General features: G+C 49.7%; 21 protein-coding genes, 2 CRISPR repeat arrays and 2 riboswitches. Of the genes, 12 read left to right on the forward strand and 9 right to left on the reverse strand.

Annotated elements, in window-relative coordinates; genetic code table 11:
- The first annotated feature begins 100 nt into the window (after nucleotides 1–100).
- Nucleotides 101–370: a CRISPR direct-repeat array (repeat unit 30 nt; unit sequence TTTTCTAAGCTGCCTGTGCGGCAGTGAACC).
- 161 nt (nucleotides 371–531) lie between these two features.
- Both FCN78_RS07065 and FCN78_RS07070 read right to left on the reverse strand, forming a co-directional pair.
- Nucleotides 532–1,791, reverse strand: coding sequence for a type II toxin-antitoxin system HipA family toxin (locus FCN78_RS07065; protein ID WP_077658676.1), 1,260 nt, complete (start codon nucleotides 1,789–1,791; stop codon nucleotides 532–534).
- Nucleotides 1,775–2,083 (reverse strand): helix-turn-helix domain-containing protein, encoded by a 309-nt coding sequence (locus FCN78_RS07070; protein WP_077658779.1) that lies wholly within the window; start codon nucleotides 2,081–2,083, stop codon nucleotides 1,775–1,777. The genes FCN78_RS07065 and FCN78_RS07070 overlap by 17 nt, the downstream gene beginning before the upstream one ends.
- Nucleotides 2,084–2,388: 305 nt before the next feature.
- Between FCN78_RS07070 and FCN78_RS07075 the strand changes: the two genes are divergently transcribed.
- The 3 genes from FCN78_RS07075 to FCN78_RS07085 all read left to right on the forward strand — a co-directional run bounded on the left by FCN78_RS07075 (nucleotide 2,389) and on the right by FCN78_RS07085 (nucleotide 4,268).
- Nucleotides 2,389–2,625, forward strand: coding sequence for a TA system antitoxin ParD family protein (locus FCN78_RS07075; protein ID WP_077658677.1), 237 nt, complete (start codon nucleotides 2,389–2,391; stop codon nucleotides 2,623–2,625).
- On the forward strand, nucleotides 2,594–2,941 hold the full coding sequence (locus tag FCN78_RS07080) for a type II toxin-antitoxin system RelE/ParE family toxin (protein ID WP_077658678.1): 348 nt from the start codon (nucleotides 2,594–2,596) through the stop codon (nucleotides 2,939–2,941). The genes FCN78_RS07075 and FCN78_RS07080 overlap by 32 nt, the downstream gene beginning before the upstream one ends.
- A 393-nt stretch (nucleotides 2,942–3,334) precedes the next feature.
- Nucleotides 3,335–3,781: a CRISPR direct-repeat array (repeat unit 28 nt; unit sequence TTTCTAAGCTGCCTGTGCGGCAGTGAAC).
- A gap of 217 nt (nucleotides 3,782–3,998) precedes the next feature.
- Nucleotides 3,999–4,268: a TIGR03643 family protein gene (locus tag FCN78_RS07085; protein ID WP_077658679.1), complete on the forward strand. Its 270-nt coding sequence runs from the start codon at nucleotides 3,999–4,001 to the stop codon at nucleotides 4,266–4,268.
- Nucleotides 4,269–4,593: 325 nt separating this feature from the next.
- Here FCN78_RS07085 and FCN78_RS07090 read toward each other — a convergent pair whose 3' ends face one another.
- Entirely contained in the window at nucleotides 4,594–5,772 is a 1,179-nt protein-coding gene (locus tag FCN78_RS07090; protein WP_077521397.1) for an amidase family protein, read from the reverse strand.
- Nucleotides 5,773–5,946: 174 nt separating this feature from the next.
- Nucleotides 5,947–7,113 carry a J domain-containing protein gene (locus tag FCN78_RS07095; protein WP_077658680.1) on the reverse strand — a complete coding sequence of 389 codons (1,167 nt, stop codon included), beginning with the start codon at nucleotides 7,111–7,113 and terminating at the stop codon, nucleotides 5,947–5,949.
- A gap of 259 nt (nucleotides 7,114–7,372) precedes the next feature.
- Nucleotides 7,373–7,460: riboswitch (glycine riboswitch) on the forward strand.
- Nucleotides 7,461–7,463: 3 nt separating this feature from the next.
- Nucleotides 7,464–7,541, forward strand: a riboswitch (glycine riboswitch).
- Between the two features lie 81 nt (nucleotides 7,542–7,622).
- On the opposite strand from FCN78_RS07095, the gene FCN78_RS07100 reads away from it, so the two are divergent.
- Complete coding sequence (locus tag FCN78_RS07100) at nucleotides 7,623–9,041, forward strand: alanine/glycine:cation symporter family protein (protein WP_077658681.1); 1,419 nt, start codon at nucleotides 7,623–7,625, stop codon at nucleotides 9,039–9,041.
- Nucleotides 9,042–9,158: 117 nt separating this feature from the next.
- Here FCN78_RS07100 and FCN78_RS07105 read toward each other — a convergent pair whose 3' ends face one another.
- Entirely contained in the window at nucleotides 9,159–9,833 is a 675-nt protein-coding gene (locus tag FCN78_RS07105) for an HAD family hydrolase (protein ID WP_235607524.1), read from the reverse strand.
- 324 nt (nucleotides 9,834–10,157) lie between these two features.
- On the opposite strand from FCN78_RS07105, the gene FCN78_RS07110 reads away from it, so the two are divergent.
- From FCN78_RS07110 to FCN78_RS07135, 6 genes are all read left to right on the forward strand, one after another.
- Nucleotides 10,158–10,742, forward strand: a complete 585-nt coding sequence (locus FCN78_RS07110; protein ID WP_069362494.1) for an FMN-dependent NADH-azoreductase — start codon at nucleotides 10,158–10,160, stop codon at nucleotides 10,740–10,742.
- A 216-nt stretch (nucleotides 10,743–10,958) separates the two neighbouring features.
- A complete protein-coding gene (sbcB, locus tag FCN78_RS07115) occupies nucleotides 10,959–12,380 on the forward strand; it encodes an exodeoxyribonuclease I (protein ID WP_077658682.1) in 1,422 nt (473 codons plus the stop codon).
- 269 nt (nucleotides 12,381–12,649) lie between these two features.
- Nucleotides 12,650–13,153, forward strand: coding sequence for a hypothetical protein (locus FCN78_RS07120; protein ID WP_077458199.1), 504 nt, complete (start codon nucleotides 12,650–12,652; stop codon nucleotides 13,151–13,153).
- Between the two features lie 85 nt (nucleotides 13,154–13,238).
- The gene (locus FCN78_RS07125; protein WP_201258638.1) at nucleotides 13,239–13,976 is read left to right on the forward strand and encodes a transporter substrate-binding domain-containing protein; all 738 of its coding nucleotides are present in this window, start codon (nucleotides 13,239–13,241) and stop codon (nucleotides 13,974–13,976) included.
- Nucleotides 13,977–14,179: 203 nt separating this feature from the next.
- Nucleotides 14,180–15,070, forward strand: coding sequence for a cytidine deaminase (gene cdd / locus FCN78_RS07130; protein WP_077658684.1), 891 nt, complete (start codon nucleotides 14,180–14,182; stop codon nucleotides 15,068–15,070).
- Between the two features lie 96 nt (nucleotides 15,071–15,166).
- Nucleotides 15,167–16,066: a DMT family transporter gene (locus tag FCN78_RS07135; RefSeq protein WP_176719651.1), complete on the forward strand. Its 900-nt coding sequence runs from the start codon at nucleotides 15,167–15,169 to the stop codon at nucleotides 16,064–16,066.
- Between the two features lie 100 nt (nucleotides 16,067–16,166).
- Here the strand turns inward: FCN78_RS07135 and FCN78_RS07140 are convergent, their stop codons facing one another.
- Nucleotides 16,167–16,787, reverse strand: coding sequence for a thiopurine S-methyltransferase (locus tag FCN78_RS07140; protein WP_077658685.1), 621 nt, complete (start codon nucleotides 16,785–16,787; stop codon nucleotides 16,167–16,169).
- Nucleotides 16,788–16,994: 207 nt separating this feature from the next.
- On the opposite strand from FCN78_RS07140, the gene FCN78_RS07145 reads away from it, so the two are divergent.
- Nucleotides 16,995–17,393, forward strand: coding sequence for a hypothetical protein (locus tag FCN78_RS07145; protein ID WP_131825557.1), 399 nt, complete (start codon nucleotides 16,995–16,997; stop codon nucleotides 17,391–17,393).
- Nucleotides 17,394–17,428: 35 nt separating this feature from the next.
- Here FCN78_RS07145 and FCN78_RS07150 read toward each other — a convergent pair whose 3' ends face one another.
- Both FCN78_RS07150 and FCN78_RS07155 read right to left on the reverse strand, forming a co-directional pair.
- Entirely contained in the window at nucleotides 17,429–17,860 is a 432-nt protein-coding gene (locus FCN78_RS07150) for a hypothetical protein (protein ID WP_077600559.1), read from the reverse strand.
- A gap of 292 nt (nucleotides 17,861–18,152) precedes the next feature.
- Complete coding sequence (locus FCN78_RS07155) at nucleotides 18,153–18,518, reverse strand: MarR family transcriptional regulator (protein ID WP_069362503.1); 366 nt, start codon at nucleotides 18,516–18,518, stop codon at nucleotides 18,153–18,155.
- Between the two features lie 261 nt (nucleotides 18,519–18,779).
- On the opposite strand from FCN78_RS07155, the gene FCN78_RS07160 reads away from it, so the two are divergent.
- Nucleotides 18,780–19,466 carry a DUF2982 domain-containing protein gene (locus FCN78_RS07160; RefSeq protein ID WP_077600560.1) on the forward strand — a complete coding sequence of 229 codons (687 nt, stop codon included), beginning with the start codon at nucleotides 18,780–18,782 and terminating at the stop codon, nucleotides 19,464–19,466.
- A 55-nt stretch (nucleotides 19,467–19,521) separates the two neighbouring features.
- Here FCN78_RS07160 and FCN78_RS07165 read toward each other — a convergent pair whose 3' ends face one another.
- Nucleotides 19,522–20,166, reverse strand: a complete 645-nt coding sequence (locus FCN78_RS07165; protein WP_069362505.1) for an MBL fold metallo-hydrolase — start codon at nucleotides 20,164–20,166, stop codon at nucleotides 19,522–19,524.
- Nucleotides 20,167–20,332 lie beyond the last annotated feature (166 nt).

Raw genomic sequence — 20,332 nt, forward strand, 5'->3', positions numbered from 1 at the left:
TTCAAATTAGTCATTTCTATGAAAAACCCAGACAGGCATCAACAGTAAGAGAAATAGAGGTAAGGAGGAAAGCTCAAAGCAGCGGAACACCTGCAAAGCTTTTTCTAAGCTGCCTATGCGGCAGTGAACACCGCACACCAGAGCCGGCACAAACGCCAAACTTTCTAAGCTGCCTATGCGGCAGTGAACTTGATGCCGCGCCCCTGCGAATCTCTCACTGTTTTCTAAGCTGCCTGTGCGGCAGTGAACCTTTAACTGCTCGGTCGATTGCTGACTTGGTTTTTCTAAGCTGCCTGTGCGGCAGTGAACCATTGAGCACCGACTGAGCAGCGAACAAGTCATTTCTAAGCTGCCTATGCGGCAGTGAACTATAGAATAACCTAACAATCATCTGTTACAACAGGCCGTTAGGATAAAAATCGCCTTTTACCCTTGTTAAAAATCGCTTTCCGTAACGCTCTGTATTTATTGCTTATTTTTGAATAGCTAAAAAATAAGGGTAAGAAGATGCCGGCTTAGTTCTCCGTTGGGTTACGAATCGATGGTGAAGTCCTTGTGCAGGGCTTTCCAATGATTACGTAGCATCGCTTTGTGCTCCGTTAACATCGGTAATTGCACAAGTTGATTTGGCCAGATATCTCTCGCCAAGTTGATCGTATCCAACAGATGCGGTTTGATCATTTGCCACGGCACACCTACATCTTGCGACCAACATTCGAAGTGGCTCAAACTAATATCAGACCACCGCTTGCTTTTCGCCATTTTCAACGCAATGTTGTCATATTCAATATAAGGCTGCGTAAAGACCACATCATAAAGCGGTGCTAAACGCGGCAACATACGGTCGGGGTAACAGATCGTCCAGTTTTTTAAGTGCGCATCACCATTCCCGAGCAAGATATTAATCAGTAGCCTGCGTGCCATTTGCTGTATGTCTTCTCGCCCATTAGCACTCTCACAATATAACACTTTACCCAACTGCTCATAATTCACTTTTTGATATTTATCTGAAGGATATAAGCCAAACACCTGAGCAAAATCCTCCGCATGTATTCGGCCATCCGACCCGCGATCAAAGCGTTGTATGCCATACGCAAAGGGCTCGTTTGGTAGCTGAATATTGGGTAAGCCCTCTAACTCAGCCACATTGATCAAACGTATTTCAGGAACCACGGCGCCGGCCTGCGCAGCGAGCGTCATACAGGTGAGCTCGTTGAGAGGCACGCCTTTATGCACGGTTGAGGGTGTTTTTATGATCCATGAGTCTTCATTGGCGTCGTGATCAATATGGTATCGACCATCACGGTGCGATGAAGAAAATTTCATCTGTACGCCGGCTAATGAAAATTTGCTATCAGCATGCTTAACATCAATCTGCTGCGGTGCAGTTGAGAGCCTTTGCGCCAATGCCCAACGCGGTAACTCGCCCGCTTTAATCGGCGTCGCCACAATGGCACCGGGCAGGTTTTTGCCCATGTATGCCAGTATCGCGAACTCATTGTTTGTATGACACTGTAACGCCTGTGAGACGACGTCTCTCAATGCGCCTTCTGGGAGCAAGTTGGAGAGCACTGGCGGCAGTTTATCCGTGCGAATTTGTGGTATGTGTAAGTATTGCGGATCGCGACGTTGCCTTAACGAAAAGGTTAAACGCTCATGCTGAGAGGAGGCGATAAACGCCGGATTGAACGTGAGAATATTCTTCCCGCCCGCGCAGTGCGTAACAACAGCTACATCAACGCCATGCAGTTGAATGTTCAGCCCCTCAACGTCTTCACTGGTTTTGGTCATCGCTATGCTCCGTCCCTAACCAAAAGTCGAGATCGTCGTTATCATCATCTTTATAACGATCAAGGTTTACTGGCTCATCAACCATCTGAGACGTTTTGGGCTCGAGCGTTAATGTGAGGTCGAGCCCTTCGAGCACGCGCAGTAAAGTCGATAACCGAACATCACTCCCCGCTTCTACTCGCTGATACTGCTGTTGTTTCATGCCAATACGCATGTACATGTCAGACTGCTCTAGCCCGAGTGATTTGCGACGCGCTTGCAATGCGCGCGCTATATCTTTTAGTGACACCATTACACCCTCAAACAACTTTAATGTTGTATCAAAGCTTATATACAACATATTAGTTGTCATTTAAGGAATTACAACATATTCATTGTTTAATAAGTCACAATATCAAGACTAGCATGGTGCATTGACATCAGTTGGTATAAGTGCCAACTCGATCGCGCAAGCTGGGTATGATTGACACCGTGCGCAGTGCAACTGGCGCAGTGCAACTGGCAGATTACGCCAAGAATATAGCCTAAGCACATTGCAATGTGCGACATTTTGTCGCATAGTGACTTGTGAAGATTTATAAACGAGGTAAGTGAATCATGCCAACCAGCGTACGGTTAGATGATGAGTTTGTGTCAGATGTAAAAGTGCATGCAGAAGCTGAAATGCGCTCTGTGCCCAAGCAAATTGAGTACTGGGCAAAAATCGGAAAAATTATGACTGAGAACCCTGATTTACCCTACAGCTTTGTGCAAGAGGCGCTGATTGCACCTGAAGAAGTTAAGCTTGGTAAGGTAAAACGTTATGAGCGACGGACCCCACGACAATCAGATTGATGTCTTCGTCTCTCGTGTTTTTGAAAAGCAGATGAACAAGTTGTCCGAGGCGCAATGTGAAGTGGTCGAGGACGAGATAGACAGAATCATTGAAGATCCCACGCTTGGCACCCAGAAAAAAGGCGATCTGTCTTATCTTTGGGTGCACAAGTTCAAGCTCGATAGGCAAGAGGTGTTACTTGGCTACGCGTGGGTTGAAAACAAACTCGAGCTCTACCTGCTTAATATTAGCTCGCACGAGAATTTCTACGCGACGATGAAAAAGCGTAGAAAAGCGGATTTAAAAATCATTGGTGCACCGCCGAATCGACTCTAGCGACGGTAAATGAACACGTAACCCAACGAGATCTCGTTCTCTTCATAAGCTGCCTGTGCGTAGGTCGGACAAGCGCTAACTCGATCGTACAAGCTTGGTGTGATTTGCACTGCGCCATCCGACATTGAGGCCAACTATTAACCCCTGATCGTGACAGGCGCCCGTTGGCAATGTGCATCTATCCAACACCGTGCTGGGGCTTGTGTCTCGGTCGCCAATGGCACCACCGACGTTAAAGTTCGCGTAGGTCGGCATAAGCGCCAACTCGATCGTGCAAACTTGGTATTACTTTCGCCGCGCGCCATCCGACATCGGAGCCAACTATTAACCCCTGATCGTGACAGGCGCCCGTTGGCAATGTCCCCCTATCCAACATCGTGCTGGGGCTTGTGTCACCTACGCTGCCTGTGCGGCAGTGAATTTGTCGATCCGTGGTTTATGAAAACGTACGACTTTCTAAGCTGCCTGTGCGGCAGTGAACCACCGCTTCGGGCGCGAAAAAATGGCACGAACTTTCTAAGCTGCCTGTGCGGCAGTGAACGGGCACGGTTTACGGCCTGGCCCGTCCGGTATTTTCTAAGCTGCCTGTGCGGCAGTGAACCCACAACCCAGGACGCCCATGATTACCTGTGTTTTCTAAGCTGCCTGTGCGGCAGTGAACCTAGTAACAGGCCCCACCTACCAGCAAATCGATTTCTAAGCTGCCTGTGCGGCAGTGAACACACTGAAACACAGTTTACCCACAGACATGTTTCTAAGCTGCCTGTGCGGCAGTGAACCTATGTCACGGTAGACAGCGACGCCGAGGTCAATTTCTAAGCTGCCTGTGCGGCAGTGAACATAGAATAGCGTAATAATCGTCAGTAACAACAGGCCGTTAGGATAGATATCATCTTTTACCCTTGCTAAAAATGGCTTTCCGTAACTATCTGTATTTATTGTTTATTTTTAAATATCCCAAAAACAAGGGTAACAGGATTGATGGGTTAGAAGGAACACGCTGATCGGTTTTTCCGACTCTACGCGTACTATTGGCCACCAGCACAAGGAGACCGACATGGCATTGAACGAACAACCGGGAGAGATTGACCGAATTATAGAAATGGCGTGGGAAGATAGAACCCCGTTTGAGGCGATTGAAGCACTCTATGGGCTATGCCAAGACGATGTGATTGCGTTAATGCGACGTGAATTAAAACCGCGGAGCTTCAAAGTATGGCGCGAACGGACTCGCGGGCGCAAAACTAAACACACCGCCCTGCGTTCGAGGCACGTGATGCGTAGCCATTGTAAGACACAGTACAAACTTAAATCAGCCAAAAAGTGACAACAGTGACAGCATCACCGGATCAGAATATGGATGAATACAGTCTCTACGCGGTGTTAAACCAAAGTGACAGCTAATTTGTCACTTTCTCGTAACACTCACCAGAGTTATCACCGAAAGCGACAACATGTAAAATAAAACTATTTTTCATGAACTTATAAAGCTAAACACCGACTAATCCAAGCGGTTATCCACAGTTTCTGTTGATAGTAAACGCGTAACCCCTAACTTATTTTTTAGTTCATTATCAATACTTTAAAAGCAATAAACGGTTTTTTATAGAAAATTCTTGACGGCTGGGCGGATAAAGGTGCAATCCAAACGGTTAATCGAGCCAACGGCGTGCTACTTCCATCAATAACTTATCTTTGTAAGGGTGAGCCAGTAATGTTACCCCGTAAGGTGTGTTTTGATGCTCAAACAACGGGATAGTGAGCTGGGGTAAACCACAAACCTCCGCTAGCGCCATCAGTCGGCGCTGCGATAAATTAAACGCATCACTGTCTGACGCATCCGCATCACGAGGTAAAATGGCGCCCGGTGTGGATGGAAGCAGCAACACCTTATCACTTGGCCACATAGCACAAACGGTATCTCTCAACTGCTTGCGGGTTTTCTTCGCCTGATAATGCGCTTTGTAGTCGACCGCTTGTAAGCGATCTAAATACTGTTGCGTTGAGGTGGGTAAATCAAGCTTGGCCTGTTGCAACCACGTACCATACATCAGCAAAAATTCTTGGCTAGCGATCGACACCTGCGCATTTTCAAGCCGCGACAGCACAAGTTTGTTCATGGCTAGGGTCGACTCTTGCGGTAAGCTTAAACGCTCAAGATGCTGATAAACCTGCGCCATCGCTTCGTCACTGTAAAACAAGGCAAACACCGCTTCGGCGATGACTACGCCCTGGATATTCGTCACCGCAGAGGAAGGCTTGGCGACCAGCTCTTGAAACTGACTGAGCGGGCCAAGTGCCGCGCTGCACACACCCACATTATCAAAGGTTTCTGCGACAGAGATGATCCCCTGGGTATCGATCAGGTTTGGCGTGGGACGATAACCAAACAGGCCGCAGTGTGCTGCAGGGATCCGCACGCCGCCAAATGCATCATTACCCATGCCCAAATCAGCCAATTTTTTTGCCACCGCCACCGCAATACCTGCGTTTACTCCTCCCACTCGGTACTGACGAAAGTGGGGATTGCGAAGCTCCGCGTAAAAGGGATTAAAACCGGTAATACTAACGCCTAAGGGGTCCATTTGCAGTTGCCCTATCAGGCTGGCCCCTTGCGCCATCATGGTTTTAACCACCGCAGCGTCTTGGCTGGCGGCGGTGCGTCCCTCAGACCATGAGGGGATCCCGATACCAGCGACATGTTCCTCAACAGACACCGAGTGAGAGACTGCCAGTTTATAACGCCGAAACACCCCACTAAGGCTGTCTTGCCGTGGTGGATCGAATTGGTGCGCAAACATCGCTTGATCGAGCATAGTTACAGGCCTCATCAGTCACGCTTATTACTTATTGGTCAGTGTAATACATGGGCATGAAATCAGGCGCTATTTCACGGTTTATCGTACTGATATCTCGAACATGCCAGCTTGCGACCTGTAATCTTACTATCGACTCTCTTGCGACACGAGGCGATGTGAGATGTCTTGCTTCGTCACGTGACTATTTTATAAGTTTACCGCGGTTAAGCCGGGTACTTGTCGGCACGATTGTTCAAATGCGCTGAGTTTGGGCGCCAAGTCAGCACTGACAAAGGTATGCTCGAGTATTTCGACCTTACGTGCGAGCTGCCAACTATCCACCGATGCGCCCTGTCCGTAAGGAATGGCATAAACATGAAAGTGCTGACGCTGTGCCAAGTAATCCAAGTTAGGTGGCACACGAAGCGGCTGATAGCCCTGATTGAGGTAGATATAAAATTCACCCATACAATTCGCAACCACATACGATCCTTGCTCGCTGCGCAATGCTAAGTAAGGTCGTGCGGTCTCAGCATATTGATTGATATGCCACTGATTCGCGTCAGGGTTAAGCTGAATCATTGGGGCAACAGGTCTCACTGGCGCAGGCGTCGCCTGAGGCTGAGGCACATTATTCACTTGCGTGGGCTGAGGCTCTGAGGGCGCTGGATCGATAATACGTACACGTTGAGCCGTCTGATCCTGATCTTGACCCAAAACGCGATCAACCCATTGCTGCCATTGATGCAAAGGGCTAATTAGCAGTGCTATCATTGCCCAAGACGCAAGCACCCAGCGCCACGATAAGCCAGGTTTCGCTGGCTTTAATGTGACAGGGGTGGCTTTGCGGGTAAGATCGGTTTCCAGTTGCTCTGCGCGCGTTAGCGCTTCTTTTAACTCGCGGTTCACCAGCAGCAAATCTTTTTTGCGTTGGTCCTGCTCGCGCTGTAAAGCATGATGTTGAGATTCCAACGACTGGTGCTGTCGCTCGAGTTTTTGATATTGCTCACGCCATTGGCGGTTATCAAACTCAAGCTTGGCCATTTTGGCCGCCAAGTGGGCGGGGATTTGGGTATCGGCTTGGCGAGACTTCAGTGTTCGGTTTTCTTGTTGCAACGCCGACACTTCTTTTTGCAGTTGCGCGATCTGGCTGCGCAATGCCGCTTGGCTGGCGTCACTTTGTGATTGACCGAGCGCACTCCCCTCGCCCTTGCCTGACTTCACCGCTTGATAGGCCTCACTGACCAGCTGCATTAGCCCCGTACTCCCTCCTTTGTCTGGATGTACGCGGCTAGAAAGTCGCTTATAGCGTTGTTTTATTTGCTCGGCATTATCGCCAGCATTCACGCCTAAAAGTTCGTTCCACGTGGTCATGTGACTGCTCGTTATCCTAGTATACGCCTGCCTAGATTAGCCAATTTATCGGCCAATGTGGGAAAAAATTAACCCCCTTTTGTCTCATTTAGCGTTAAAAAACTCGGAGAAAGCGAGAGTTGTCGCCTCGGTTGTTAGAAAAAAACACTAGAAATTGGCATTTTTTACTCTTAAGAAAAAATTATTCCCCGTTCACTCATTTTTGCATTGCATTCAAATTTTTGTGATCTATCATACTTTCCGTCATAACGACGTTCCGATGAAGACAGCAGGAGAGAGGTGGCAAGCGCCATCCGCCGAAGAAGTAAATCTTTCAGGCACTTAATTGTATGGACTGCTGTTGGAGGAGACTCTGGAGAGACCCGTTAGTTCGGGCGCCGAAGGAGCAAGCTTGTACTCAAGTGAAACTCTCAGGCAAAAGGACAGAGGAGATACCCACCCCAATATGTAGCACTTTTGTTAATATTAGTGTGGTCTATCTCCTCCTTTGATGTTTAAAGGGGGAATTAATGCCATTTTTTTCGCAACTACCGGATATACAAACACTTCTAGGCACCATTGACGACTGGATATGGGGGCCACCGCTTCTTTTGCTACTCACCGGTACAGGGCTCTTTTTTACAGTACGGTTGGGGTTACTCCAACTCCGTCGCCTGCCGTTTGCGCTCAAGCAAATCTTTAAGTCCTCGAACGCCAAAACCCAGGGGGATGTGTCAGGGTTTGCGGCACTGTGTACAGCCTTATCCGCGACCATAGGGACGGGGAATATTATCGGCGTGGCTACAGCCATCTCTCTTGGCGGCCCTGGTGCGCTGTTTTGGATGTGGCTCGCCGCCTTTTTAGGGATGGCGACCAAGTATGCAGAGTGCTTGTTGGCGGTCAAATACCGCGAGACTGACCACAAAGGCAATATGCTCGGTGGGCCGATGATGTACCTGTCTAAAGGGGCCGGTAAACCTATTCTCGCCAAGCTCTTTGCTTTATTTGGACTGGGCGTGGCATGTTTTGGCATTGGCACCTTCCCACAAGTCAACGCCATTAGCAGCGCAGCGACCCATTTATTCAACATTCCTACTGTCGCCGTTGCTGGACTTTTGACCGTGCTTGTCGCCTTAGTGACATTAGGCGGAGTTAAATCCATTTCTGCCGTCGCCGCCAAGATTGTGCCCGTAATGGCAGTACTCTATGTAAGCGCATGCTTATGGGTACTCGTGGCAAACGCCGCGCAACTGCCACAAGCCGTCAGTTTGGTGTTTGAGTCTGCTTTCAACGGTATGGCCGCGACCGGTGGCTTTGCGGGTGCCGGCATGATGCTGGCGATTCAATCGGGTATTGCACGTGGGGTATTCTCTAACGAATCTGGCCTCGGGAGTGCGCCCATTGCCGCGGCCGCAGCAAAAACCGACTCCTGTGTCGAGCAAGGTTTGGTATCAATGACCGGCACCTTTATCGATACACTGGTGATTTGCACCATGACCGGGCTCACCTTGATCCTGACGCAATCTTGGTCGGGTGAGTTAGCGGGGGCCGCCATGACTTCACATGCCTTTGCGGTAGGGATGGAAAGCGCTGTTGGTCCGATGCTGGTGAATATTGGTCTATTGTTTTTTGCCTTTACCACCATTTTAGGTTGGCACTATTACGGTGAACGCTGTGTTGCGTACCTGTTTGGCAAAAAAGCGATTTATATCTACAAGCTATTCTTTATTGGCTTAATTGCATCTGGTGCCTTTATTCAATTAAACACCATTTGGATACTGGCCGATATCGTCAATGGCTTAATGGCTATTCCTAACTTGATTGGCTTATTGCTGCTGCGCAAGGTAGTGATAGAGGAAACTCAAGCCTACTTTGCTTCCTATGACAACCGCGCAGCCTCAAACGCTGTGCCTAACCAAGGCAACAATGCGGTGGTTGATACACAGTAAGCAAGTCATGTATTGGCGAATGCTCGTCTGATAAAAAGCCGAAGCATCGATGCTTCGGCTTTTCTTGTCTGCTCATTGTTCGCGTTCACGCATTGTATCGCGTTTACACACAAGCGATTAAGCGTATTGGCGCTGCGATTCTTCAATGCCAAGCTTACCCAAAATAGCACGTGGGTTAGTAAAATTACTTACCCTCACATCATGCTCCACTTTGTCACCGACGGCGACAAACTCATAGTTAAGAGACTGTGTGGCTTGTTTATCCCACACCCCATCACCAAAATAAATGCGACGCTCAAAATGGACACCGTAATCTTGTTTGGCACGGAAAGCAGCCAATGCCATTACCTCGCTGCGACTCATCGCATCTGAGCAAGAAGAAAAAACAATACCGTCAATATTAAAACCAGCGGCTTTAAGCTTCATCCGTGCGGTTTCTTCCCAACCGCCTGTTGCTATCGCCAAGGCAACCGTGGGCATATGACGCATCTCATCAATAAATGCCACTGCGCCTGGCAACGGCTTTAATCCTTGCTGAGCAATGGCGTCGGCCAGTTTATGGGTGAATACGCGCTTTATTTCTCGAAACAACATGATTTTTTCGCGCTGAAGCTCATGGCTATCAATCAGCTCTTCAATGATCCCCGCATCGGTGACATTGGTATAGCCTCCCCAATCATCCGGCACCGTTAAGCCGGTGACGTCATAAACCGCTTCGCTAAAACACTCGTGGTCCATTTGGCAGCTGTCGACCAGCGTGCCATCCACGTCTAACATAAATAAATTTTTCACGCGCATTTCCTCAAACCCCGTTGCGTCCCACAAGCGACCGACTTGTGATTTGATCTGGCGCTTTGCCGTTCTTTGTTCTGGGTACCTAGCCAACACAACGGGCATTATAACATTATTTTTACATTTTGAACGACTATCGGCCGCCATCATACGCTCATACTCACGTCGCGCAACTCACCACGCCACGCGTATCGACATCAACAAAAATTTTGAACAAGTTTAACGAATCTGTACGCTGGTGTTCGTTGTGAAAATCTCTAGACTACATCGAGTCAACAAAACAACATCATGTGCAATACGCCCATTAACTTTAAGGAGAGACGCATGAAAGCGCTGGTATTGAAATCAAGTATTCTTGGCCCCTACTCAAGCTCAAACGCGGTGATTAATAGTGTGGTGGATGAGCTATCTCCTGACACGCTGATTGAGCGCGATCTTGCTTCTACCCCATTGCCAGTTCTCACTGGTGACAATGTGGGCGGTTTACGCGGGGCAGACGGGCTTACTGACGCCCAGCAACAAGTACAGCAAGCCTCCGATCAGTTGATTGAAGAAATTCAGCAAAGCGATACCTTGGTGATTGCGGCACCTATGTACAACTTTACGATCCCCGTGCAACTCAAAGCCTGGATCGATCTCGTTGCCCGTGCCGGCGTGACCTTCCGTTACACCGAAAATGGCCCCGAAGGTTTATTGCAAGGCAAGCGCGCGATTGTTGTAACAACCCGTGGTGGCATGCATAAGGGCGGCGCGACGGATCATGTCACTGGCTATATGCAAACCGTACTTGGCTTTATCGGCATCACCGACGTCGAGTTTGTTTACGCCGAGGGACTGGCGATGGGCGAAGACACTGCAAGCCAAGCCATTGATGAGGCCAAGCAAACGCTTAAGCGCCTTGCCTCATAACGGAAAGCGGTGCGGTAAACCGATTTCGCAACGAGCAACACTCTGCTCGCCTATGAGAGTCTGCCGACTGGCAGGCTTTCTTTGTTTCTGGATGCGTCACGACTCCAATCACCCCAACCAAGCCAAGATTGGTGTTAAACGGTGCCAATGTTACCATGAGCCTTTATCGCAGGGTCTCAACCTGCCCCCTTTTGATTGATCAAGTTGGATTCGATTGTGACAGACGCCGACCAGCCAAGCTTTTTTTTCTACGACTTTGAAACATTCGGCACCCATCCAGGTAAAGACAGACCTTGCCAATTTGCTGGCGTGCGTACCGACAGTGACTTTAATGTCATCGGTGAACCCTTAGTCCTGTACTGCCAACCACCCAATGACTACTTACCGGCACCGGAAGCCTGTTTGGTCACCGGGATTACGCCACAGCTGGCATTGAAAAAAGGCTTACCCGAGCCGGAATTCATCGCACAAATCCATGCTGCTTTCTCGCAACCGAATACCTGTATCGTTGGGTATAACAACGTCCGTTTCGATGATGAAGTGACGCGCTACACGCTGTACCGCAACTTTTTTGACCCATACGGCTGGAGCTGGCAAAACGGTAATTCTCGCTGGGATTTGCTCGATGTGATGCGCGCCTGCTACGCACTGCGCCCCGACGGCATTGAATGGCCCTACGATGACAACGGTAAGCCCAGCTTTAAACTCGAAAACTTATCCGTCGCCAACGGTATTGAACATAGCGACGCGCACGATGCCATGGCCGATGTACACGCGACCATAGAGCTGGCGAAAAAGATCAAGGCGGCACAGCCACGGCTATTTGATTATTTGTTAAAACATCGGAATAAAAACAAAATCAAGCATCTGATTGATGTGGTCAATATGACACCATTGGTTCATGTTTCCGGTATGTTCGGCACAGAGCGCGGCAACACCAGCTGGATCGTGCCCGTCGCCTGGCATCCTGATAACCCCAACGCTGTGATTACTGTCGATCTGGCCCGTGATCCAGCCCCTTTGTTTGAATTGGATGCCGATGCGCTTCGCGAACGTTTGTATACGCCCCATCACGCACTCGCTGACAATGAGTTACCCGCACCACTCAAGCTGGTGCATATCAATAAATGTCCCGTTCTCGCCGATGCGAAAACCTTACGCCCCGACGATGCCACCCGGCTCGGTGTGGATCGCGAAGGCTGCTTACAACACCTAAAAACATTGAAAGCCGCGCCAGAATTGCGTGAAAAACTGGTTAATGTGTTTGCCGATGCCAAGCCTTTCGACGATCAGGACGTGGATACGGCCCTGTATGCGGGCTTTTTCTCGAAAAGCGATCGCAGTGCGATGGATATCATCCGTGCACGCGATCCAGAGAATCTTGCCGCCCTGGATCTCAGCGTTGACGACTGGCGTATCAAGCCACTGTTATTCCGGTATCGCGCGCGCAATTACCCGTGGACGCTGACCGAAGCCGAGCAGAAAAAGTGGTTTATGCATCGACGTGATTACTTTGAAACACACCTTCCTGCCTATATGGATAATCTGCAGCACCTCGCTGAACAGCACCAAGCGGAGGAAGATAAGGTGCGCATTTTAAAAGCGGTTTACCACTATGTGGAATCACTGGTTGGCTAACACGGGGACGGTTACGATAGACGCATCACCGATACACCGACTGGTCAATACGGCGACCCAACCTCATTCCGACGTTCGTCTACCCACCAGATGGCGAGCGTGGACTCGCTGGGTCGCCTTCTATTAATAACTTTATGTTTTTTAAGTGATTAACTAGCAATGCTGACATGCTGCCTGCTTTGCCCTACCAAAAAAAAGATAGCTTGACTAGTTGCAGTTCTGTGATTTGAGTCCACACTTTTAAAAAGGATGTTGTTTGGAGTGTGGCAATGATGACAACAAAAGTAGATACGCGCTGTTACCGCTTTCCTGAGGTTGATTTCGAGCCAGAAAGCCGTACGTTATATTGGATCGATGACACGATGACGGTCCTCTCTTACGAAGAATCTCGTTTGCTCGAGATGCTCTGCTACTATGCCGGAGAAGTACTCTCTAGCCGCACATTGTTCAAACAAGTGGCCTTACCTGATAGCTCGTTTGCTCAGCACCAAAGTGTGGTGACGTCATTAATGGCCAAATCCTACCGCAACGGCAAAAAATGCCTTCCGTTTGAGGTGGTCGGTGAGTTTGGTTTTCGTGTGTCACTGCCACAGCAAACACTGTCTAAGCGTCCAGGACGCGCTGCAAACACTGCATCGCAGACGCCCCCAGCGTCTTTAACGCATTCAGCCACCATTGAGGCGTCGTCGTTTAGTATTGCTAAACCACTCACGATCCTAGTCACGGCAGCGGCAGTCATTATTGGCATGACAGCGTTACTGACCCAAGCTTAGCGTTGATGCCCGTGCTATGCCGCGGGCATGTTGTGTCAGAGCGTCATGGTTGCTTTGGCCATTGGTCTTGATATCTGGGAGAGAGATGATGCCACGCCACTACTTATCGCTTCTGTTGTTTATCACGATGCTCATTCTCTCCGCACCGACTCGGGCGACTATTGAACAAACCTATGTGGCACACCTTGGCGCACTGCCTGGCTTGATCAATTTGGATGGTAGCGGCGCGTTTGTCGATTTTGTCCGCTATCTCGACGCGCAAGACCCAAGCACCAAGATCAATATCGAGGTTTTTCCGATCCATAGAGCGATTAATCATGTGGCCCAAGGTCAGGCTGATTTTGGTTTACCCGCCGTGCGCCCAACGCGGGAGGTATCCACCCTGCCATTCGACTTTAGCGAGGTATCATTTGGTCAGGTCACTCATGTCCTTTACACCAATAAAGCGGTCCCCCTCACAGTTAAAGAACTCTGGGCGAACCCCTCGCGCTATACCGTTGAGGCCGTCCCCTACTATATGCCTTTTAAGGTGCAACGCTCGCACAGTATTAAACAATCTTTGTTGCGTTTGGCGGCGGGAAGAATTGATGGCTTCATTTGGGCGCAAGAGGAAGCAGACATGGTACTCAAAGAGCTAGGTTTGACCACGATAAAACGCGCGCACTTTGCCGACTTGGAAGACGTCTTTTTTATCCCGAAAGGCGAAGCAGGTCGAGAAATCGATGCGTATCTCACACGCTTGATTACCCGCTTACGCGAGGAGGGGGATCTCGCGCGTGAGTATCGTAAGGTGCACCTCCCCTATGTAGATTGGCAGCCATAAATGCATTAACCGCCTTTCGGCTCACAAACGTTTCTGCCTACTCACGCCGTCATAATGGCCACTTTCATCGTCATAGAAACATTGATGTCACTCTAACTTTCAGCAACAAATATCTCTTTGCAAACCATACGTGACATTAATCACACAACTATCAGAAAGGCTTCTCTACACTATCCGCCCGTTAATGATAAAGAAGAGATGCTATGCGAACCGCACTTACTGACGCACTGACACAATTACCCGACGCCCTACAAAGCGTCGTCTCTGATTGGATAAATGACGCAAACTTTGGTGCTAGCTTCACACCAGAGCAGGTGGCGCAGATGGAATCCGCCAGTGGCCTTAGCGGCGCCGCACTGCGTCTTGCTTTATTGCCTTTGGCGGCGGCCTACGCTGTTACCCCCATTTCGCAGTTTAATGTGGGTGCGATTGTCCGTGATGAAAGCGGCACCCTGTATTTAGGCGCAAACATTGAATTCACCGGGGTGCAGCTAGGGCAAACAGTGCATGCCGAGCAATGCGCTATCAGCCATGCTTGGACAAAAGGGGCGAAACGCCTCACCGATATTACGATCAATTACAGCCCATGCGGCCACTGTCGACAGTTCATGAATGAACTCAATGGCGCTGAGTCCTTAAGCATCCAGCTGCCACAATGCGACGCGAAAGATCTGCACACTTATCTACCTGAGCCGTTTGGTCCTGCCGATTTGGGCATTGAATCTCGCTTATTGACCGACGAGTCCAATCAATTATCAACGGATGATATTGATATCCCCTTGCTAAAAGCGGCCGCTGACGCCGCTAACCGCAGTCACGCGCCCTACTCAGGTAACTATAGCGGGGCAGCGGTTGAAACCAGTGATGGCGAGTTTTTCTCTGGCATGTATGCCGAAAACGCGGCGTTTAACCCAAGCCTTCCGCCTCTTCAGGTCGCATTAATTGCGGTTAATATGGCGGGCTATCATTGGACAGACATTCGCTCTGTTGCGCTGGCCGAGATGGCTAGTAGTACAGTCAGTCACCTTGCCGATACCCAGGCAACACTGGATGCCATTGACCCGGATATTCCCTTAGTCTATTCAACCCGCTAGCGCTCTCCTGATTGATCCGGCCTTCAGGGATTTCAGGTCGCCCTGAGGCCGGATTTGCGCTACTATCCGTGCGTCTTTTCTCTGATAGTCACGGCAATGAAACAGATTCATCACCCACTCCAAGGCGCGACCTGGATGCTGACCGCAGGCTTGTGTTTTGCCCTTGTTAACAGCCTGTCTCAGTACGTTAGTTTTAAAATGGGCTTACCCTCTACCACGGTTGCCTTCATTCAATACGCTATCGCCCTGGTGGCGATGATCCCTTGGTTGAAACAACTGGGGGTCCGTCAAGCACTGAAAACTCAGCACCTTAGTCAGCATTGCCTGCGGGTGTTTATCTCTGTGATTGGTATTCAACTGTGGCTCTGGGCGCTGGCCTATCCAGTGCCCATTTGGCAAGGGATTGCGCTATTAATGACCTCACCGCTATTCGCCACGGTCGGCTCGGGGCTATTTTTGCGTGAGCGGGTCGGGATCGCACGCGGCCTTGCGACGCTCGCTGGATTTTGTGGTGCCATGATTATCCTCGAGCCTTGGTCAAGTGCGTTCACTTGGGCAACCTTGTTGCCCGTGGGGGCGGCGTTTTTCTGGGCAACTTACTCGCTGATGGTGAAACGTTTATCCGCTTACGACCCACCCACCACCATGGTGGTATACCTACTCTTGTTGATTACGCCCTTTAATTTGCTACTCGCCGTACCTGATTGGACGCTCCCCCAAACATCCACTGCTTGGTGGATGTTATTTGGCGCTGGCATACTGACTGCCCTCGCCCAGTGGGCCATTGCGAAGGCATATGCCGTTTCCGATGCCTCTTTTGTCCAGCCTTTTGATCACGCTAAACTCCCTCTTAACGTCCTCTTTGGTTGGCTGGTGTTTAGTTGGGTCCCTCCCGGCCGACTATGGTTAGGGGCGGGTATTATTATTGCAGCGGTCTTTTTTATTACTCACTGGGAATCACGCCAATACACACAGGCCAAAAACAAGCTCGCGTAACCGGTTTTCCCGCTTCTACGTTCACTTGCCCACTAAGAAAGCGCTGTCAAAGAAAAGGGGCCGTTATGGCCCCTTGACACGCTCTCATTCAAATCAGCCACTACGAAGCCGCCGCTTTGATTAACCACGCTTGTTCACCACGCTCGCCGTCTGGTTCCGTATGGGTTTCAAGCAACCGAAAGTCTAACCCTTGGAACGCCTCTTCTACCACTGACGCATCAATGGAAAATGGCGGCGTGTCATCCGCTTGCGGATAAAATAAGGTAATCAGTAGCAAACGCCCCCCAGGTGCCAGCAAGGTTCGAATATGGCTGACATACTGCGCGCGCATCGCAGGCGGCATGGCCACCAAGGCCGCGCGATCATAAATCAATGGCATAGGACTCAGGCGCGCGGTAAAGAAATCGCCATTGATCAGCTCCAGTTCATCAAAACAATAATGGGTATGCCCTGACGGTGCGCGATAAACCTGCGGGGTATATAAGTTTTCCGAGAAAAAGGCACGAACGGCGATCTCACTAAGCTCGACGCCAATCACATGCTGGTGTTTTTCCGCAAGCCAGTTGAGATCGATCGACTTTCCGCAAAGGGGCACCAAAACCGTTTCGTCACTTTGTGGTGCTAGTGACGGCCAATGGCGGATAAGCATCGGGTGTACCGTATCTCGGTGAAAGCCTATTTGATTTTCAGCCCAGCGCTGATGCCAGAACTCTTGTTCCATGCGCTCTCCAACGTGATGAAAACCGTGATTTTAGCAAGTTATTTCCCCAAACTCATTCATCGTATTAACCCGATGCCTCGCGATCTAATTCCGATCCTGATCACAAACTAACCACTGAGTGACTTGCGAGTGACGCCACAAAACATTACTGTTTAAACATACAGTAATGATGATATATACAGGTGTTTTATGTACGTGACGTCCAATGTGTCAAATCAAACGAAAGCTCAGTCTTCTGCGCGTGTCACGCCATCGTCTTGCTATCATGCTGCTTTTACCGTCACCACACAGGTAAACGCACACTGGCAGGCGGTCTTACGCGCGATTGCACTACAAGCACGCCAGCCCAAGTGGGTCACGATCATTAATCCACCTCGCGCTTTAAATGCGGCACAGCTTAGCCTCTGGGGCATCAATACCAATCAGGTGCGAGTGGTCCATCGCCAAGCGGGGTACGATGATGAAGCGCTTATTGACGCAGCGTTAGCCGCTGACACCTCATGTGCCATTATTGCCTTTACCGCAACAGACAAGCCGTTCAATTATTGTGAGCAAAACAAACAAGGGATCGCGCGCGTCGATCCCGCCTTCATCCAGCGTCACTAATTCACGCAGTATCAATAAACTGGGCTTACGGGTGGTTAGGATTGAGGGTTAAGACTTGAGGATAGCGTTAGGCGAACCCATTCACGGTTCTCGTTGCTGTACTCTATTTGCGCATCGGTTTGCTGGCTAATGGTTTCCATTTGCCGATATTCAAGGGCATAAGGCATTAAAATGGTTAGCTCTTCAATGCCTTGTTGACGTGCAATGCGTGCGAGCTGTACCAAGTTGGCTGTATCAGTGTTACGCACCGACATTACGCGAGTGGCTTGCTGGTAAAGCTGCTCTTGTGCAGAAAGCGGTGGGTTGCCATCACTGGTTTGGTGTTCAAGCACAGTCGTAAAGATGGGCAATAAACTGCGAAAAATATCGGTAAACGTCCAATTGGGTTGCTGACTCTCACACAAAAAGTGGGTGTAGTCGAAAACGACTTCTGTGGGCGCTTTCAGCTGGGTTGACAGCACATCCATGGCTTACCTCCAGACAGAAAATGAAATAGACACTCCCACTATAGGCAGTTTTAAACGTATGTCTGGAAGATCGTACAGTATTTTGCGCTTGATCATGCTTTAGATAAGGGAATACGCAATAAAGACATACTTCATTAACACCATAAAAACAACTGGTTGATAATAGAAATTTTTATTTACCCTTACATCACAATGCAGGAAAAAAATCAGACAAGCATATTAGCGAGTCGGGTGAACATCCGCTTACGCATTAAATACCGTCATCAAACACGTAAGCGGGTGCGCAAAGGGATCAGCAAGCTTTGTAAATCACCTTGTTAGCGGCGACTTGAACACGCTCAACGGCGCCTTCTTCGGTCAGCTTTTTCAATGCACCTGTCGCCCACGATGCCGCTTTGGTGTCTTCTTGACCTGCCGCAAGGCCAATCCCTTTTGGATTAATTCCTTCGGGGTTTGCTTGAACAATCTCGAGCACTTGCTGTTGCTTCGGCGTCAATGAAGAGGCTGCGCTCGCCACCGGTGCCTTGGTAGATGGTTTTGCGGCGGGTTTCGCAGCGGCAACCGGTTTTGATTTAACCGGACGCTGACGTGCTGGCGATGATGCCTTAACACGTTTGTTGAGTTTAAGTTGTACCTTACGCTTGTGAGAGATTTTCATTCAATCATCCTACTCCGACGCACTGCGTTCAGGCTTGCTGAATGCAGCGGGTGAAAAACAAAGCGCGTGTTATACCAAATTTCCCGCCACTTTTGTAGGTAACCGCCCCCTAATAGGCGCAAAGATCGTGATATTCAGCGATAAATGTTTACCAATCCAGTGATTCTTAGGCAAACTAATCAGACACTATGGGCGTATTATCAACCGATAGTTTATGAAAAATGCGGAGCGGTTCCGTCCCCCTGCGTAGAATGGATGACCATGGATGCTTTAAAAACGATCAAAATCTATCCTCCTCAATTTGAAGCGGCGCGCTGGAGCATGTTGGCCGCCATGGCGGTGGCGTTTCTTTTGATCTGCTTTTTCCTCGTCCAGCCCACGCTCTCTCTTGGCCAGGGCATATTGGGCTTGGCGGCGATGATGGCTATTTTTTATGCCGTCAACCAGTTGCTTCAACGTGCTCAGCTCTCTTTTTCCTTATCATTTATGCATTTACAGCACCACAGTTTTCGCGGTGGCTGGGTGCTTAAGTGGCGAAACATTGAAGCCATTGGCATTCCGCATCTCCATCAGCAAGGGTTAGGTGAGCCACTTCCATGGGTTGGGATTAAGATTAAGCGTTACGATGCGCTTTTAGACAGCATCAGCTTGCGCATGGTGACCCATATTATTATGACGCAACGCGCGTTGCTGATCACGGCGTATCGACGTGGAGACCATAAACCCAGCAAACCGCTGGAAGACATGATGTTTGATGACACGCCCTATCGGGGAGGTAACGGCGTGCTCTACAAAGGCTTGATGGCCATGCTGGCAAACCGTATGCGCTATACCAGAGAATTGCTGGGGTACGATTTGTTTGTCAGTGAAGACTTGCTTGACAGGCCGCTCGAAGACTTTGTTGGCGTCACTCGGCGCTACTTGGCCGCTGCCAGCGGTGATGACTAACAGCCCCAGTTCTTAGCCTGGGGCGCCAGCGAGGCCAGCTGCTTTCGACGATATGCTAGAACGCCCCGGTCAAAAAGGGATTCGTTTTCCGCTCATGTCCCAAGGTCGATGTCGGGCCATGGCCAGGGATAAAGGTCACATCATCCCCAACCGGCAGCAGGGTGTTTTTAATGGCGTTGATCAAGGTCGCATGATCCCCTTTAGGAAAATCAGTCCGCCCGATCCCCCCGTTAAACAGTACATCCCCGACCCAAGCGGTGCGCCCTTCTAAATCGACAAACACAATGTGGCCTGGGGTATGTCCTGGGGCAAACAACACTGAGAGTGTGCTATCGCCGACCGATACGGTGTCACCTTGTTGTAGCCACTGATCAGGGTCAAACGGCTCAGCGTGCGCGAAACCAAACATTTGGGCTTGTGCCGGCAACGCTTGTAACCAGAAAGCGTCTTCTTTGTGCGGTCCCACCACGGGGACATTCAACGCCCTAGCAAGCTCGACAGTGCCACCAACATGATCTAAATGGCCATGGGTTAAAAGGATTTTCGTCACTGTCACGTCTAGTGAATGAATGACCTGGCGAATTTTAGCTATATCCCCACCGGGATCCACGACAGCCGCCTGTTGCGTTTGGTCGCACCAAATAATGGAGCAATTTTGCTGAAATGCCGTGACTGGCACAATGTCATAATGCAACGCCATGGGGGTAACCTTCTCTTTGTCTGTTCAGTGGCGTAATAACACGCAATCCGTGACACGCCCTCAGGTTTTGAATCGTCAATACGCGCCTCACTATGCCACGCTGTCATCAGTTTGCAACTATGCTGCCAAGGAGGTGTCACTTTTACTATCTAGGCTAACGCCAGGA

Origin of the sequence: Salinivibrio kushneri (genome assembly GCF_005280275.1) — a bacterium.
In the GTDB taxonomy this organism is placed as follows: Bacteria; Pseudomonadota; Gammaproteobacteria; order Enterobacterales; family Vibrionaceae; genus Salinivibrio; species Salinivibrio kushneri.

What these genes read in the sequence shown, in the direction of transcription:
- FCN78_RS07065 (WP_077658676.1), bottom strand. Translation starts at nt 1,791, where the DNA reads ATGACCAAAACCAGTGAAGACGTTGAGGGGCTGAACATTCAACTGCAT.
- FCN78_RS07070 (WP_077658779.1), bottom strand. Translation starts at nt 2,083, where the DNA reads ATGGTGTCACTAAAAGATATAGCGCGCGCATTGCAAGCGCGTCGCAAA.
- FCN78_RS07075 (WP_077658677.1), top strand. Translation starts at nt 2,389, where the DNA reads ATGCCAACCAGCGTACGGTTAGATGATGAGTTTGTGTCAGATGTAAAA.
- FCN78_RS07080 (WP_077658678.1), top strand. Translation starts at nt 2,594, where the DNA reads ATGAGCGACGGACCCCACGACAATCAGATTGATGTCTTCGTCTCTCGT.
- FCN78_RS07085 (WP_077658679.1), top strand. Translation starts at nt 3,999, where the DNA reads ATGGCATTGAACGAACAACCGGGAGAGATTGACCGAATTATAGAAATG.
- FCN78_RS07090 (WP_077521397.1), bottom strand. Translation starts at nt 5,772, where the DNA reads ATGAGGCCTGTAACTATGCTCGATCAAGCGATGTTTGCGCACCAATTC.
- FCN78_RS07095 (WP_077658680.1), bottom strand. Translation starts at nt 7,113, where the DNA reads ATGACCACGTGGAACGAACTTTTAGGCGTGAATGCTGGCGATAATGCC.
- FCN78_RS07100 (WP_077658681.1), top strand. Translation starts at nt 7,623, where the DNA reads ATGCCATTTTTTTCGCAACTACCGGATATACAAACACTTCTAGGCACC.
- FCN78_RS07110 (WP_069362494.1), top strand. Translation starts at nt 10,158, where the DNA reads ATGAAAGCGCTGGTATTGAAATCAAGTATTCTTGGCCCCTACTCAAGC.
- FCN78_RS07120 (WP_077458199.1), top strand. Translation starts at nt 12,650, where the DNA reads ATGATGACAACAAAAGTAGATACGCGCTGTTACCGCTTTCCTGAGGTT.
- FCN78_RS07125 (WP_201258638.1), top strand. Translation starts at nt 13,239, where the DNA reads ATGATGCCACGCCACTACTTATCGCTTCTGTTGTTTATCACGATGCTC.
- cdd (WP_077658684.1), top strand. Translation starts at nt 14,180, where the DNA reads ATGCGAACCGCACTTACTGACGCACTGACACAATTACCCGACGCCCTA.
- FCN78_RS07135 (WP_176719651.1), top strand. Translation starts at nt 15,167, where the DNA reads ATGAAACAGATTCATCACCCACTCCAAGGCGCGACCTGGATGCTGACC.
- FCN78_RS07140 (WP_077658685.1), bottom strand. Translation starts at nt 16,787, where the DNA reads ATGGAACAAGAGTTCTGGCATCAGCGCTGGGCTGAAAATCAAATAGGC.
- FCN78_RS07150 (WP_077600559.1), bottom strand. Translation starts at nt 17,860, where the DNA reads ATGGATGTGCTGTCAACCCAGCTGAAAGCGCCCACAGAAGTCGTTTTC.
- FCN78_RS07155 (WP_069362503.1), bottom strand. Translation starts at nt 18,518, where the DNA reads ATGAAAATCTCTCACAAGCGTAAGGTACAACTTAAACTCAACAAACGT.
- FCN78_RS07160 (WP_077600560.1), top strand. Translation starts at nt 18,780, where the DNA reads ATGGATGCTTTAAAAACGATCAAAATCTATCCTCCTCAATTTGAAGCG.
- FCN78_RS07165 (WP_069362505.1), bottom strand. Translation starts at nt 20,166, where the DNA reads ATGGCGTTGCATTATGACATTGTGCCAGTCACGGCATTTCAGCAAAAT.